The sequence below is a fragment of the Marinobacter orientalis genome (assembly GCF_004792665.1).
GTDB lineage: Bacteria > Pseudomonadota > Gammaproteobacteria > Pseudomonadales > Oleiphilaceae > Marinobacter > Marinobacter orientalis.
This window is the reverse complement of record NZ_SRZX01000002.1, coordinates 190923-205451: the sequence shown is the minus strand read 5'-3', so window position 1 is coordinate 205451 and position 14529 is coordinate 190923. Positions and strand designations below refer to the sequence as shown.

The 14529-nt window shown below is 59.3% G+C and carries 14 protein-coding genes and 1 other RNA gene; 10 read left to right on the top strand and 5 right to left on the bottom strand.

What is annotated here, in order from left to right:
- Positions 1–5: 5 nt before the first annotated feature.
- The 5 genes from prsR to DIT72_RS09205 form a co-directional block, all read right to left on the bottom strand.
- Entirely contained in the window at positions 6–1379 is a 1374-nt protein-coding gene (prsR, locus tag DIT72_RS09225) for a PEP-CTERM-box response regulator transcription factor (protein ID WP_135954951.1), read from the bottom strand.
- Between the two features lie 120 nt (positions 1380–1499).
- The gene (prsK, locus tag DIT72_RS09220; RefSeq protein ID WP_135954950.1) at positions 1500–3638 is read right to left on the bottom strand and encodes an XrtA/PEP-CTERM system histidine kinase PrsK; all 2139 of its coding nucleotides are present in this window, start codon (positions 3636–3638) and stop codon (positions 1500–1502) included.
- Between the two features lie 29 nt (positions 3639–3667).
- The gene (locus DIT72_RS09215; protein WP_135954949.1) at positions 3668–4615 is read right to left on the bottom strand and encodes an SDR family oxidoreductase; all 948 of its coding nucleotides are present in this window, start codon (positions 4613–4615) and stop codon (positions 3668–3670) included.
- Complete coding sequence (locus DIT72_RS09210; protein ID WP_135954948.1) at positions 4615–5430, bottom strand: lysophospholipid acyltransferase family protein; 816 nt, start codon at positions 5428–5430, stop codon at positions 4615–4617. The genes DIT72_RS09215 and DIT72_RS09210 overlap by 1 nt, the downstream gene beginning before the upstream one ends.
- Positions 5431–5447: 17 nt before the next feature.
- Positions 5448–6341 (bottom strand): D-hexose-6-phosphate mutarotase, encoded by an 894-nt coding sequence (locus tag DIT72_RS09205; protein ID WP_228260771.1) that lies wholly within the window; start codon positions 6339–6341, stop codon positions 5448–5450.
- A gap of 143 nt (positions 6342–6484) precedes the next feature.
- On the opposite strand from DIT72_RS09205, the gene DIT72_RS09200 reads away from it, so the two are divergent.
- The 10 genes from DIT72_RS09200 (at position 6485) to DIT72_RS09155 (ending at position 14445) form a co-directional block, all read left to right on the top strand.
- Complete coding sequence (locus tag DIT72_RS09200; protein ID WP_135954947.1) at positions 6485–7165, top strand: 2OG-Fe(II) oxygenase; 681 nt, start codon at positions 6485–6487, stop codon at positions 7163–7165.
- 103 nt (positions 7166–7268) lie between these two features.
- Positions 7269–7365, top strand: an RNA gene (gene ffs / locus DIT72_RS09195) — signal recognition particle sRNA small type.
- 131 nt (positions 7366–7496) lie between these two features.
- Positions 7497–9308: a DNA polymerase III subunit gamma/tau gene (dnaX, locus tag DIT72_RS09190; RefSeq protein ID WP_135954946.1), complete on the top strand. Its 1812-nt coding sequence runs from the start codon at positions 7497–7499 to the stop codon at positions 9306–9308.
- A gap of 60 nt (positions 9309–9368) precedes the next feature.
- On the top strand, positions 9369–9692 hold the full coding sequence (locus DIT72_RS09185) for a YbaB/EbfC family nucleoid-associated protein (RefSeq protein WP_169450008.1): 324 nt from the start codon (positions 9369–9371) through the stop codon (positions 9690–9692).
- A gap of 12 nt (positions 9693–9704) precedes the next feature.
- The gene (gene recR, locus DIT72_RS09180; RefSeq protein ID WP_135954944.1) at positions 9705–10307 is read left to right on the top strand and encodes a recombination mediator RecR; all 603 of its coding nucleotides are present in this window, start codon (positions 9705–9707) and stop codon (positions 10305–10307) included.
- 20 nt (positions 10308–10327) lie between these two features.
- On the top strand, positions 10328–11476 hold the full coding sequence (locus tag DIT72_RS09175; RefSeq protein WP_135954943.1) for a ribonuclease D: 1149 nt from the start codon (positions 10328–10330) through the stop codon (positions 11474–11476).
- Entirely contained in the window at positions 11473–11766 is a 294-nt protein-coding gene (locus DIT72_RS09170) for a YcgL domain-containing protein (RefSeq protein ID WP_135954942.1), read from the top strand. The genes DIT72_RS09175 and DIT72_RS09170 overlap by 4 nt, the downstream gene beginning before the upstream one ends.
- On the top strand, positions 11763–12209 hold the full coding sequence (locus tag DIT72_RS09165) for a YcgN family cysteine cluster protein (protein WP_135954941.1): 447 nt from the start codon (positions 11763–11765) through the stop codon (positions 12207–12209). The genes DIT72_RS09170 and DIT72_RS09165 overlap by 4 nt, the downstream gene beginning before the upstream one ends.
- Positions 12209–12553, top strand: coding sequence for a hypothetical protein (locus tag DIT72_RS09160; protein WP_135954940.1), 345 nt, complete (start codon positions 12209–12211; stop codon positions 12551–12553). Before DIT72_RS09165 ends, DIT72_RS09160 begins: the two co-directional genes overlap by 1 nt.
- Positions 12553–14445 (top strand): VWA domain-containing protein, encoded by a 1893-nt coding sequence (locus DIT72_RS09155; RefSeq protein ID WP_135954939.1) that lies wholly within the window; start codon positions 12553–12555, stop codon positions 14443–14445. Before DIT72_RS09160 ends, DIT72_RS09155 begins: the two co-directional genes overlap by 1 nt.
- Positions 14446–14529: the final 84 nt, after the last annotated feature.

Below are 14529 nucleotides of genomic sequence, written 5' to 3'. Positions count from 1 at the left end.
GCTATTCAGGCACTTGATGATTCAGATGACGTTTCTATCCGGTATTTGTCGGTCAGGTTGTAAAGTGTCGGCCGGGTAATGCCGAGCAGCCGCGAGGCTTGTGCCATGTTGAAGCCGCAGGATTGAAGCGCCTGCATGATGGCTGCCCGTTCGGCATTTTCACGCACTTGCCGCAGGTTGAGCTGGCTCTCGGTACTTTCCTCGTCGCAGTTGAGCTCCAGGTCCGCGGCGGTTACCCGTTTGCCGTCCGCCATGATGGTTGCGCGCTTTACCTTGTTGATCATTTCCCGCACGTTGCCGGGCCAGGGGTGGTTCTTGATCGCCCTGATGGCGTCTTCGGTAAACGCGAGGTTGGGGCGATCCATATCTTTGCCCAGGGATTTGAGCAATGACTGGGCAATCACCAGGCCATCTCCGTCCCGATCCCGCAGGGCTGGCACATCCAGGGTGATTTCGCTGATGCGGTAATAGAGGTCTTCGCGGAAAGTACCCTGGGTGATGAGCTCCTGAACGTCCCGGTGAGTAGCACACACCACCCGCACGTCGACCGGTATCGGTTTGACCGAACCAACCCGGTCGACCACCCGTTCCTGCAGAAACCGCAGCAGCTTGGCCTGCAGGGCCATGGGCATGTCGCCGATTTCATCCAGGAACAGGGTGCCGCCGTTGGCGTTTTCAATCTTGCCTTTCTTGCTCTGGGTAGCGCCGGTGAAGGAGCCTTTCTCAAAGCCGAACAGTTCGCTTTCCAGGAGATTCTCGGGAATGGCGGCGCAGTTAATGGCCACGAAGGGCTGCTTCGCGCGGTGGCCCAGGTCGTGGAGGGCGCGTGCCAGCAATTCCTTGCCGGTACCGGTCTCACCGGTGATAAGGGTGGTCACATCCGTGGGGGCGACCTTTTCCAGTGTCCGGCAGATGGCCAGCATCTGGGGGCTGGCCGCTACAATGCCTTTGATGCTGGTGCCGTTGCGCTGGCGCGTCAGTTCGCGGTTGTCGCGTTCCAGCTCCGCCAAGCGGAATGCACGGTTGACCACGAAAGTGAGGATGTCGGCATCCAGGGGCTTCTGGTAGAAATCGCTGGCCCCCATGCCGATGGCCTTGACGGCGTTTTCTTTGTCTTCCCGACCGGTCACCACGATGATCTTGCTCAAGGGGGATAACCGCAGGATTTCTTCCAATAATATGAAGCCTTCTGAGGCTCCACCAGCGTCGGGAGGAAGGCCCAGGTCCAGGGTGATTACGTCTGGCTCGTTTCGTCGCAGGGCCGCCAGAGCAGACTCCCGGTCCGCGGCAACGGTTACTTCGAGATCCTCGCTGAAACACCAGCGCATTTGGCTCTGCAGGCCAGGATCGTCCTCTACGATTAAAAGTCGTTTACTCACAACGGCTATAAATCCTTTTCCGTAGTGTGATGGTCTGGCGATGAATCCTCTCACCCCTGATTCTTAACCGAACATTGACACTTTGCAATGGCAGTGTTCGATGGATTTCATTTGCGTCAGTTATTTGACATTTTGCTGAGCCTCGGTACTGCCGGTGATGAGCTCTTCCGGCCCGGGTCCGGCCGCTGTCGGTTGCGGCTCAAACCTGGCGAGCGGGAAGCGGATCGAAAAACAGGAACCCACGCCCGGCTCGCTGGTCACGTCGATGTTACCCCCTACATTACGCACATATTCCCTTGCCTGATAGGCACCGATACCCATGCCGGTCAAACCCTTGGTACTCTCGAAGGGTTTGAACAGCTGGGTCTGGATAAACTCCTCGGTCATGCCGTAGCCGGTATCCTGGATAAACAGCACCACGTTGCCTCTGGCGGTTTTCAGGGTAAGGGTGATCTCTCCCTCGGGGGGCGTGGCGTCCTGTGCGTTCTGTATCAGGTGGCCAAGGACGCTGCTGAGCTGGTCACGGTCGGCATTGATGTAGATTTTTCCCGGGTTACCGATCACCTGTGGGACTGGCCGTTGGCGCGAATAATGCTCGGCCAGGTGCTCGACAACGCCGGTCAGTTCGATCACTTCGGTGACCAGGGTTTCATCTGCCGGCCGGCGGATATGTTCCACCAGGTTGGACATCTTGCGAACCGCGTGATCTGTGGTGTTGATCATATCGTCGATAAAGGCCGGATTTTCCCGGTGCCTGGGGGCGTTTTTGACCAGCAGCGATAGTTGCGCAATCACTGTTTTCAGGTCATGGACCATAAAGGCGGAGGCCTTGCTGACGGCTTCGAACTGCATGGCGCGTGAGAGCCGGTTCTGCGCGTCGGCCTGGGCCAGCAGGTTACAGGTTTGCCGGGCCACCACCTTGATCAGATCGAAGTTTTCCCAGTTCAGCTCCACCCGGGCGTAGGGGTTGCCGATCATGGCGATGCCGTAAAGGTTGTTACCGAGGTACAGGGGAATCACCAGCCAGCCGTCGGGGATTTTGCTGATGGCATCGGGGATTTCCAGAAGGTGATAGCTCACCGGGTCGCTCTCGTACTCGTGAAGGTCGATAATCCACTCACGCTCACCGAAAAACCGGACCAGTTCCGAGTTGCCGTCGATGGTTGTGTATTTGGGGGTCACCATGTTGACGGCGGTTTTGAGCATGAAGTCCCCCTCATCCTCCCGGATCCACAGGGCGCCGGCGTTACTTTCCACCAGGCCGGTCAGGATGCGGATCACCCGCTCTGGCAACGGCGGGTTGTCGCTGAGGTCCGCCATTTCCCGGGTCATCTTCAGCCATTCTTCCCGGTAATCGTATTTGTAATCGAAGAAGTTCTGGCCGATGAAGACCATCAGCCTGGCTCTCACCCGCTGGGACGCCAGCAATGTGGCCAGAAATACCAGGGCTACGGTGAAAAAGAGTACCTGCAAGGCCTCGCCCCAGTCGCCGCCGAGGGTTTTTACGTAATACCCACCCAGTGCCAGGAACAGCAGGTAGCCGCCGGCCAGTATCAGGGTACCGGCATGAAACACGGCGGATCGGGAAAGCTGGAAGTCCACCGGCTGCTTGCGGGTGTTGATGACATTGACGGCGAGCAGGGGTACCAGCGCAGCGTTGACCAGGCCGCGGGCACTCCAGAAAGACTCCGCCACCCGGCCGAACAGAAGGGCGTCGGCATACATGAAAAAGTCGAAGGCGAACAGGGTGGCTACCGCGATACAGATGTATTTCATGCTGGAACGCCCGAACGACAACGAGTTCCGCCAGATCTGCTCAACCAGCGATAAACCCAGCAGGGAGACGGCGATCTGGCCCACGACTCTGGTTTTACCGTCGAGAATGGTGAGCCCGAAGGCGTATTCCAGAACGGCGGAGCCTGATAGCAGAACAACCAGGGTAACGGTAGCGATTGCCAGGATCCGGCGCAGGCTGCCACCCAGCTTGGCGGTGCGGAAAGAATCCTGTAACAGTGCGAACAGTACGGTGATCCAGGCGGCATCCCGCAACAGCTCAAGCAGGTAGCGGACGAAGAAACCGGGCTGTCCCCACAGGCTCTGGGCGACCAGCGATCCGGTCCAGATGACGGTGACGACAGAAGCCAGAAGCAGCGTCCGGTCGGTATCCCGGCGAAGGTATCGGGTGGCAATAAGCAGCGCAAGCAAGCCATAGGCTATGGCTGCTGCGGAATGACTGATCAGGCTGAAATCGTTCAACATGGCTCGCGTCCTGCGTCATGCGCCAATGTTTACACCGGTTTTTTGTTCTCGCGGTAAAACCGGAATATTTCTTTCAGCGGCCGCTTGGGGGTAAACCCGAACTCCCGGGCGAACGCTCTGCCGTCAATCACGACAGGATACTTGAAAAACGCCATCAGGTACGAAGGAAAACTTCGCAGCTTGAGGGTGCTCAGGATTATTTTGGGCAGTATTGGCGGAATGGACGGTATCGGTATCGGCTTGCAGCCGCAGAGTTTCAGGGCGTGCTGATAGGCCACCCAGTCTTCGGGCGCGACATTGAAAACGCCGCGCCTGGGTTTGTTGTAGGCCAGTACAATGGCATCGGCCATATCGTCGATATGAATAAACTGCATGATTGGCGAAAAGCCCGCCAGTACCGGCGCCCGTTCCATGCCAAGCAGGGTGCTGATGGAATTGCGCACGCCGGGGCCCACAATGTTGCAGGGCCGCAGAATGGAAATGTTCAGGTCCGGATACCGCCACAGGTAGATGTTGGCGAGGTTTTCCAGTTCCACCGAATCGATCAGGTCTGCACTCAGGCCCGCGCTTTTCAGGGGCGCTTCTTCGTCGATCAGTGCCGGATTGTAGGCGACGGCGCCGTAGACGTGAAACGTCGACAGAACCACAATCCGCCTGATGTTGTATTTGTAGCTGAGATCCAGCAGTTTCTGGGTACCCAGTACGTTGGCGTTGTAGCGACGCATGCGGGTGAGCTGGCTCGACATGATGCGGCCCAGGTGGATAACGCCATCAAATTTGTAGCGCCGGAACAGGTCCTCGAATGAGCGCTTGTTGAAGTCGATGCAGTAGCTGGGGATATCGTCTCCCAGGTAAATCTGCTCGCGGAAATCCACCGCGACCAGGGCGCAGGTGTCCCTCAGGCGGTCGATCACCTGTTGTGCCAGGGCACCGGCAGCGCCGGTGACAAGAATGTGAGGTCTGCGTTGTTCATTCATCAGAACAGCCTTTTCCTTTCGCTCAGCCCGGTGTCGATCAGTTCACTGATTGCCGCTTTTACCTGTTCCACCCGCTCGGTGACCTGTTCTTCCGGGATTTCCCGGTCATCGAAGATCATCGGGTCGCCGAAATTCAGGTGTACCTTCGCCGGCAATACCACGGGCATGGCCACCGGTGCGTAGGGGATGCCCAGCAATTTTGCCAGTGGCCTGATGTTGGCGATGGCGGGAATGGTTTCCTCACAGCCCACCACACCTACCGGCACAATGGGCGCGTTGTATTTCATCGCCAGGTGCATGAAGCCGTTACCGAACCGCTTGAGTTGATAGCGGTCCTGATACAGCTTGCCGGAGCCGCGGATTCCCTCCGGAAACACAATGACCGCCTCGCCATTGGCCAGCATCTTGGCGCAGTTGGTGGGGTCGCCAAGCACCGCACCGCACTCGTTCAGCAGGTTGCCGAGATAGGGCACAGTGGGAAAGAAACGCTCGATCATCGCTCTGGGAATACGAGGGTGCTTCTCCCGGGTGGCCAGCGCATAGCCGATCAGCAAACCGTCCATGGGCAGTTGCCCGCTGTGGTTGGCGACAATCAGCACCGGGCCTTCCGCCGGAATCTTCTCCACGCCGGTGGCCTCGACCCGGAAATACCGGTTATAGAGCTGGCGGGTGAGGGCAAGGCCGTATTTCATCACCTCGTTGTTGTAGCCCCAGGGATCATACCCCAGCGTGCCGATCGGTTTGCGTATGCGGTTAACATGGCTGTCGAGCTCTGCCGGTATCAGCCTGGATTTCAGAAACGATGCTAGACCCATGTAGGCTCCCTGAGTGTTTAAACCCTTCCGATCATAACGCCAAGGGTGTGGCTCTGGCCTTCATTCAGCACCCGGTAATCGCTGAGCGCGTTGGCCGTTTCCACACACACCATGGACTGCCAGGCCTCATCCGGAAAGTCCGACAGCCGTGCCGCCTTCTCCGGGCCCGGATTCCACACCACCGTGGAGTCGCTGCCAATGGCAGTCAGTTTCCGGATTCCTCCCGGGGTCTGGATGATTAACGGGGCTCCGCTTTCGTAGATGCGGTCGGTTTCGCCGTCAAACCGCACCGCGCCCTGCTGGGTGTGATAGCTCCAGCCCTGCAGGGCGTCAACGTAGCCGCAGTTCTCCAGCCCTTCAATCCGGGTCTGCCGGATATCCGCCACGGGCAGATAGGTATGGAGCGCCTGGCTGAAGGCGAGGGGGTCTGACCCCGGGTTGGTTGTGCTCAGGGCCAACTGGCAGCCATCGGCCGAGAAGTTGAAGGTCATCAGCAACAGCGCATGGCCTTCCCAGGTGTCGGCAAAATCGGTGTTGGCATCCAGCGACAGGCTGATTTCCACTTCTCCGGCGGTCTCGCGCACGTCTTCCAGCTTCCAGACGGCGGTGCGGGCAAAGCCATGGGAGGCATCGGACAGTATTCGGCGCCGTACTTCCGGCGGATTCCTGTCGGGAACACCGAACCATGGCCAGCACACCGGGATGCCGCCACGAATGGCCCGGCCCGGTTGAAAGCGGGCGGTGTCGCTGAGCCATAGCCAGTCCACCTCATCGTAGGGGGCGAAGTGGGTAAGCTGGGCGCCCTGCAGAAACAGGCGGGCGCGGAATCGGGGGTGGTGTACCTCTATGGCCTCCAGCTGCCCGACGGTTGCCCAGCGGGTAAACGACCAGTGCCCGGGTTTCAGTGTCACTTGCTGCCTCGTTACTGGTGATTATTGTGGCTGAACGATTGCAAACGCGAGTTACGGCATTTGCTTACGGTCAGGGTAAATTAAAACTGTCTTTACAGCGAGAAACCGGCCTAAAATCGCCCGATGCCGCCGGAGTCTGTGCAATGAATAACCAGATTGTTTTGCCCGTTTTCCCTGACCGCCAGCCAGAGCCTGTTGTCAGTGATCTGTGGCTTGATGAACTTGCCGATGGTCTGACAGAACACGGCTGGTTGAGCCAGGACGTATCGGCTCGTCTGGGGAGCGATCTGTTGGCTGGCCTGCGCAATGAAGTCCGGATACTGGATCGCACAGAAGCGCTCCGCAAGGCCGGTGTGGGCCGGGGTGCGGACCTGCTTCAGGACCGCTCGATTCGCCGCGACAGGATTGCCTGGCTACAGGGTGTGACGCCGGTACAGGCGGAACTGTTTGGTTTTTTCGAGTCTGTCCGGCTCGGGCTTAACCAGCGCCTGTTCCTGGGGCTCAAGCGGTTTGAAGCCCATTACGCGACTTACCATGAGGGGGATTTTTACCGCCGTCATGTGGACAGTTTTCAGGGCAGGGCATCCCGGGTGCTGAGTCTGGTGCTGTACCTGAACCAGGGCTGGGATGACGCCGACGGCGGAGCGTTGCAGGTTTATAACCGTGAGAACGAGAACGAAGTCTGTGGCACGGTGCACCCGCTGGAAGGGCGCATGGCACTGTTCATGAGTGAGGAAATTCCCCATGAGGTGCTGCCGGCCAATCGTACCCGTTACAGCATTGCCTGCTGGTTTCGGTGTGATGAAGTGCCGTTGCCTTTATAACAGCTATGGCATTGTAGTGATTTCGCCATTGTAGAGGCCGGACCCTTTTGCTAATATGCGCGCCGCTTCGGGGGATTTCGCCCTGAAGCCGTTATGGTGGCTCCATTGGTGCCTCCGCAACGATAAACCGTGAACCCGGTCAGGCCCGGAAGGGAGCAGCCGAAGCGGTGGACTTGTGTGCCGGAGTGTCGCTGATGGGGTCACCCCCAGATTTTTCTTTTCCTCCTTTTAATACCCCGCTCTATCCTTTTCTGATCGTCCCCTGGCGACTTCTTCTGACACCCTGACCGTGCTATCGTTGAACCCATTTTTTGACGGCAGTTGGCAGAACATGAGCTACCAGGTACTTGCCCGTAAGTGGCGCCCCCGGACATTCGAAGATATGGTCGGCCAGGAGCATGTGCTCCAGGCGCTGATCCACGCCCTGGACAACCAGCGGCTGCACCACGCCTATCTGTTTACCGGCACCCGGGGGGTGGGCAAGACCACCATCGGCCGCCTGCTGGCCCGTTGCCTGAATTGTGAAACCGGCGTTACCGCCACCCCTTGCGGTACCTGCTCCAGCTGTCGTGAGATCCAGGAAGGGCGGTTTGTCGACCTGATTGAAATCGACGCTGCCTCCCGTACCGGTGTGGATGATATGCGGGAGCTGACAGACAACGTTCAGTACTCGCCATCCCGTGGCCGCTTCAAGGTGTACCTCATCGACGAGGTACACATGCTGACCACTCAGTCTTTCAATGCGTTTCTGAAAACACTGGAAGAGCCCCCGGAACACGTCAAGTTCCTGCTGGCGACCACAGACCCCCAGAAGCTGCCGGTCACGGTTCTGTCCCGCTGTCTGCAGTTCAACCTCAAACGGATGACGCCGGAGCACATTGCCGGGCACCTGAGGTATGTACTGACAGAGGAAGGCATCCCGTTCGAGGAACCGGCCCTGTGGCTGCTGGCCCGTGCCGCCGATGGCAGCATGCGGGATGCCCTGAGCCTGACTGACCAGGCCATTGCCTTCGGTAACCAGAAGCTTTCAGCCAGTGATGTCAGCAACATGCTGGGCACCATTGACCAGCGGGATATTGAAAAGCTGGTCAACGCGCTGGTCGAGAACGACGGGCCGGCGCTGCTCTCTGAAATCAGCCGCGTCTCCGATTTCGCGCCGGACTACAGTGTGATCCTCGCGGACCTGCTGTCGCTGTTCCATCGCGTCACCATGGAGCAGGTAGTGCCTGGCAGTGTCGATAACGCTCTTGGGGATGCGGCCCAGGTGGAATCACTGGCGCGCCGGCTGAGTGCCGAAGATGCACAGCTGTTCTACCAGGCCGCGTTGATGGGCCGTAAAGATCTGGCGGTCACACCGGATGCCCGTATGGGGTTCGAAATGACACTGCTGCGTATGCTGGCATTCCGGCCGGGTGCGGATCGTCGGGAGCCGCCGGCAATTGCCTCCGGTGGTACGTCTTCAGAACAGGAATCACGGGAAGACCCCGAGCCTGGCCCGGTAGCGCCAGAGCCCCAAGCCCAACAGCCTGAGCCTTTGCCAGAGCAAGCTGCTCCCGAAGACGTTGCGCGCCGGGCAGTTGTAACTCCGGCAGCGGAAGCCGAACCGGAAGCCGGCCCGGCGCCGGTGGAAGCCGATGCCGCCTGGCTGGCAAGTCTTGATGCCGCCGCGGAGTCCGCAGCTGTTGAGCACGACGGGGCCGAAGAGTCTGTTTCTGAGCCGGTAGTGGATCAGCCCCCCATTGCCAGGACTGAAACTCTGCCAGACAGCGGCGGGTTTGTCTGGGAGCGGGATTTTCGCAGCCTGGGCATCGTGGGAATGCCTGGAAACCTGGCCAGCAACGCCGCCATGAGCCGTAATGGCAATGAAATCGTACTGACCATTGATGAAGGCCATGCCCGCTTACTGAATGCCCGCCATCAGGAAAAGATCCGTGAGGCATTGAGGAATCACTTCGGCGACACCATAACCCTGCATATAGAGCAGGGCGATGCCGGCGGCAAAACGCCGGCGGCCTGGGAAGAGCGCCGGCGCCGGGCCCGCCAGAAGGAAGCGGAAGAGGCCATTCGCAGTGACCCGGCAGTGAAGTCTATTGTTGAACGATTCGGGGCGCGGGTAGTCGAAGACAGCATCCGCCCCGTGTGAGGCACTCTCAAGATCACTCTCAAGACAATTCCGGACAAGCCAATTCTGAAGAAGGTGAACGTGATGGAAAATATGGGCGACCTGATGAAAAAGGCCCAGCAGATGCAGGAAGAGATGAAAAAGGCCCAGGAAGAGGCCGCCAAGGCCGAGATCATCGGCGAGTCCGGTGCGGGTCTGGTCAAGGTGACCATGAACGGTCGCCATGATGTGCGCAAAGTGGACATTGATCCGTCCCTGCTGAGCGAAGACAAGGAAATCCTCGAAGATCTGCTGGCGGCGGCAATCAATGACGCCGTTCGCCGTGTCGAGGAAAACCAGAAAGAGAAAATGTCCGGCATGATGTCCGGTATGGGCATGCCTCCGGGCTTCAAAATGCCGTTCTGATGAGGATTGCTGATGGCTTTTAGTCCGTTGGTGGACGAGCTGGTGGAGTCACTCCGCTGTCTGCCTGGTGTCGGTCAGAAAACGGCCCAGCGCATGGCATTTCACCTGCTGGAACGGGGGCGCTCTGGCGGCTCGCGGCTTTCCGATGCACTGGAGCGGGCCATGACCGGCGTCCGCCGTTGCGAAAGCTGCCAGAACTTTGCCGACACGCCCACCTGCAATATCTGCGACAACCCGGAACGCCGGACAGGCACCCTTTGCGTGGTGGAAAGTCCGTCGGACCTGCTGGCCATCGAACAGGCGGGTGATTACCGGGGCAGTTATTTTGTGTTGATGGGACATCTGTCGCCGATTGATGGCGTTGGCCCTGAAGAGATCGGCATTGAGCGGCTGCTCAGGCGCATCCACGATGAAGGCGTAACGGAACTGATCCTGGCCACCAATCCGACGGTCGAGGGCGAGGCCACCGCCCATTATATTGCCGACAGGCTGGATGGCAGCAATATCCTCATTACCCGCCTTGCCCATGGTATTCCCGTGGGTGGGGAGTTGGGCTATGTGGATGGCTTCACCCTGACTCACGCCTTCCGTGGCCGCAAACCTCTGACTGAATAATTCTGACCGGGCTTTTTATTATGAACGCTATCAATCCGGCCGCTACGGTTCCTGCGGCTCCCGAGACTGTTTCCTGGATTCGGGAGCCTGAAGAGCTGGATCGCTGGATTGCCGAGGGCAAGGGTCAGCCGCTGGCGCTGGATACCGAATTCGAGCGGGTGAATACCTTTTACCCGATTCCGGGTCTCGTTCAGCTGGGCCTGGGAGACCGGTTCTGCCTGCTAGACCCCCGGGTTGCCGAAGCCTCCGCGGGCTTCCGCCAGATTCTGACCGACCCGGACGTGCCCAAGCTGCTCTACGCCATGAGCGAGGACCTTGAACTTTTCCGCCATTGGTTGCAGCTGGAACCGCAAGGACTTGTGGATCTGCAGATCGGCGCCGCCCTGGCCGGAGCAGGATTCTCCGTGGGCTATGCCCGCCTGGTGGAAACCCTGTTCGGGGAGTCTCTCGATAAATCAGCCACCCGCTCTGACTGGGTCTCGCGTCCGCTTTCCGCAGCCCAGGAGCGTTATGCGCTGGACGATGTGCGTTTTCTGGTGCCGATGTACCACTGGGTGATGGCGCGGCTGCGGGAACGTGGCCTCGAGGAGGCCCTTGCGGAGGAATCGACACGGTTCTCAAGAGAGCTTGCCGCTCAGGATGACCCGGACAATCATTACCTCAAACTGCGTGGCGGATGGGCATTGAGCCGTCAGCAGCAGGGCGTGCTCAGGGATCTGGTCCGCTGGCGCGAGCATGAATCAAAACACCGTGACCGCCCGCGGGGGCGTGTTGTGGCGGACCCGTTACTGATCGCCATTGCCCAGACACTGCCCGACTCCGTACGCAGGCTTTCTTCAATTCAGGGCGTCCCCCAGGCGGTGGTGCGCCGATACGGTGATAAAATTATCGAGATGGTTGCGAACGCCGCTTCTGCCGATAACTCCGGTATTGAAACCATCGCTGCGCCACTGAGCCGGGAGCAGCAGATGTTTTACAAACAGCTCAAGCGCCAGATGGTGGAGGCCGCCGAAGCCCGGGATATTCCGGTGGAGCTGCTGGCGCCGCGAAAACGCCTGGAGACGGTGGTGCAACAGCGGGATCTGTCCGCCGGGCTGTTTGACGAAGGCTGGCGCCGGGAGACCCTGGCGCCGGTGCGGGCACGGATTGAGGAATTATTGACATCATGAACGGAAAAACTTTTGTATCGGTGTTTCGCAGCAGCAAAAAAGTGGACACCTATCTCTATGTCCGCCGTGGCCAGATATGGGATGACTTGCCTGACAGCCTGCGGGCGATTTTTGGCAACCCGGTCCATGCCATGGACCTGATCATGACACCGGAGCGAAAACTGGCGCGAACCACTGGCAGGGAAGTACTGGATGCCATTGTCGACAAGGACTTTTTCCTGCAGATGCCGGAAGAGAGCAGCGGCTATGTGGTGGATTTCCGGCGCAAACCGGAGCAGAACCGGGAATGATTGCGGAGATTCCGTTCTGGCAACGCAAGCATCTGGACGAAATGACGCCTGCGGAATGGGAATCCCTCTGCGATGGCTGCGGTAAGTGCTGCCTGGCCAAGCTGGAAGACGAGGACACCGGCGAGGTTTACTACACCGAGCTGGCCTGTCGTTACATGGATCAGGGCACCTGCCAGTGTACGGTCTACAGCGAACGCCTGCAGAAAGTGCCGGCATGCACGGTCCTGACGCCGCAGACCCTCGGTGACTACCACTGGCTGCCATTTACCTGTGCGTATCGTACACTGGCGGAAGGCCGGCCGCTGGCGGACTGGCACCCGCTGCGCTCGGGCGACCCGCAAACAGTACATAACGCCGGGGTGTCGGTTCGTCACCGGGTGATCTCGGAAGCCGACGTGGCAGAACAAGACTGGGAAGAACACATTATTCACTGGATCCTTTAATGATGGACGCAGAAACCAATCTCGCTTACGGAATTTTCTGGGCTCTGTACGCAGTTGCCTTTGTGGTTTTCTTCTACATGATGGCGCGGCTGTTACGCATCATTCCGGTTTATGCAATCCGGACGCTGCTTCAGGCAGCCCTGGTGGTTATCTTCCTGACTCCGGTCGAGTCTGCCGAGGTTGCTAACTGGTACATGCCGGCGTGGTTGCATGGCGGCTATGAAACCATTCTGGGTGACAAAAACGACGCCGCCCGGGCGTTTCTGAACTTTGGCATCGCTTCTGCGGTCATGCTGCTGGTGTGGATGCTGGATCTGGTGAGATACCGGCTGGTCAGGCGCTGATGCGAAGGTTTCTGAGCTGTCTGTTTGCCGTTTTTTTAAGCCTGCCTTTCGCGGTTTCCGCCCAGCAGGCATCCAGCCGGAACGCGCCCCCGCTGGCGCTGCCGGACAATGCCGATATCCGCATTATTGTGGATATTTCCGGCTCGATGAAGGCCAACGACCCCGACAACCTGCGCCAGCCTGCTGTCCGGCTGCTGGCGCGGATGTTGCCGGAGGGCGCCAGCGCCGGTGTGTGGACCTTCGGGCAGTACGTGAACATGCTGGTACCCCATGCCGAGGTGACCGATAACTGGCGGCAGCAGGCCGTCGATCGCTCACAGCAGATCAATTCTGTGGCCTTACGCACCAATCTCGGTGAAGCCCTGCGGGTGGCCAGTGAACCTTATCTGGCAGGCAGTGAGGATCTCGACAGTACCGACTTTATCCTGCTGACCGACGGCAAGGTGGATATCTCCGACGATGCCAATGCGAATGAAGCGGAGCGGGAAGACATCCTTGGCCCCATGCTGGAGGAACTGAGCAGCCGTGGTGCCACCATCCATACCGTGGCATTGTCCGATGAGGCGGACCTCGCGCTGCTGGAAACCCTCACGGCAGAAACCGGCGGCAGTTACTCCCTGGCGCCTTCCGCGGCGGCGTTGACGCGCGCCTTCCTCAAAGCCCTGAACACCGCCGTTCCCCAGCAGCAGATTGCCATCGAAGGCGACGGTTTTACCGTGGACAGCGGTGTTGAGGAATTCACCGCACTGATTTTTCGGGCGGATGAGGAACCTGCTGCAACCCGCGAGCTTGGTCTTATCAGTCCCGACGGGCAGGAAGCCACAGCCGGATCGGCAACGGATGGTATGCGCTGGGTGCGGGAAACCGAGTATGACCTGATTACCGTTACCGATCCGGCGGTCGGAAAGTGGCAAATCGACGGTGAACTGGGCGAGGGCAGCCGTGTGACGGTTGTCAGTGACCTGCGAATGGTGGTCAGCCCGGTGCCGCCAACGTTCACTGCAGATGAACCGGTCGCGGTCCGCGTGGCATTTTTCGAGGGCGACCAGAAAATCGATAATCCCGATTTCCTCGGGGTGATTGACGTCCGGCTTACGCTGACGTCGGATGATGGCCGCAGTGGTACCAAGGCGCTTTCCGGCGACGAGCCGCCGCAAGACGGTGTGTACAGCGACGACATCGGCAGGTTGCCGGATGCCGGCGAGTACCAGCTTGATATCGTGGCTGACGGCCAGACCTTTTCAAGGCGGTTAAGTGCTGTCACCCGTTTTGTGGTGCCCGGGGGCGGGGAGACCGCTGTTGCGGCTGAATCTGGCCAGCCACGGCCTGAACCGGAACCAGCACCGGAACCAGAGCCCAAGCCCAAGCCCGAGCCCGAGCCAGAACCGGCGTTGTCGGAGCAGGCGGGCGCCGACACCGGGCCGATTGATATCAGCCAGGTCGAAGAGCAGCCTGACAGTGACCCGGTCACCGACAATGACGAATCCGGCGGGCTGCCGCTGTGGGTAATGGCAGCAGCCGGCGGCACCGGGGCGCTGGGTATTGCCGGGGCCGTGTTCCTGGCTGTACGCCGGAGAAAGCCCGGCGCGGAGGAGGAACCTCCGGTGATAGCACCGGAAGAGCAGGAAGCAGACGAACCGGAGCCTGAAGAAGAGATTCCTGTGGCGGAACCGGAGCCGGAACCCGAAGAGGAAATCGCCGAAGACGATATCCCCGTCGCAGAAGTCACGGTGGAAGAGCCCGAACCGGAAACTGAAGACGCCATTGCGGAGGAAGACGACGAGTTCGGTCTCGAGGATTTCGACCTGTCCGAATTTGACGATTTGCCGGACGCCGACGATGAAAAAGGGCTGCTCGATGACGACAGTGGCCCTGAAGACAGGGAAAAGTAACAGCCTGCGGGTAAGCGACCCTTATCACGAGCGCTCTGGTTCTCTATACTTTACCGCTACTTTCAAACAGCCGTTTAACCGTTA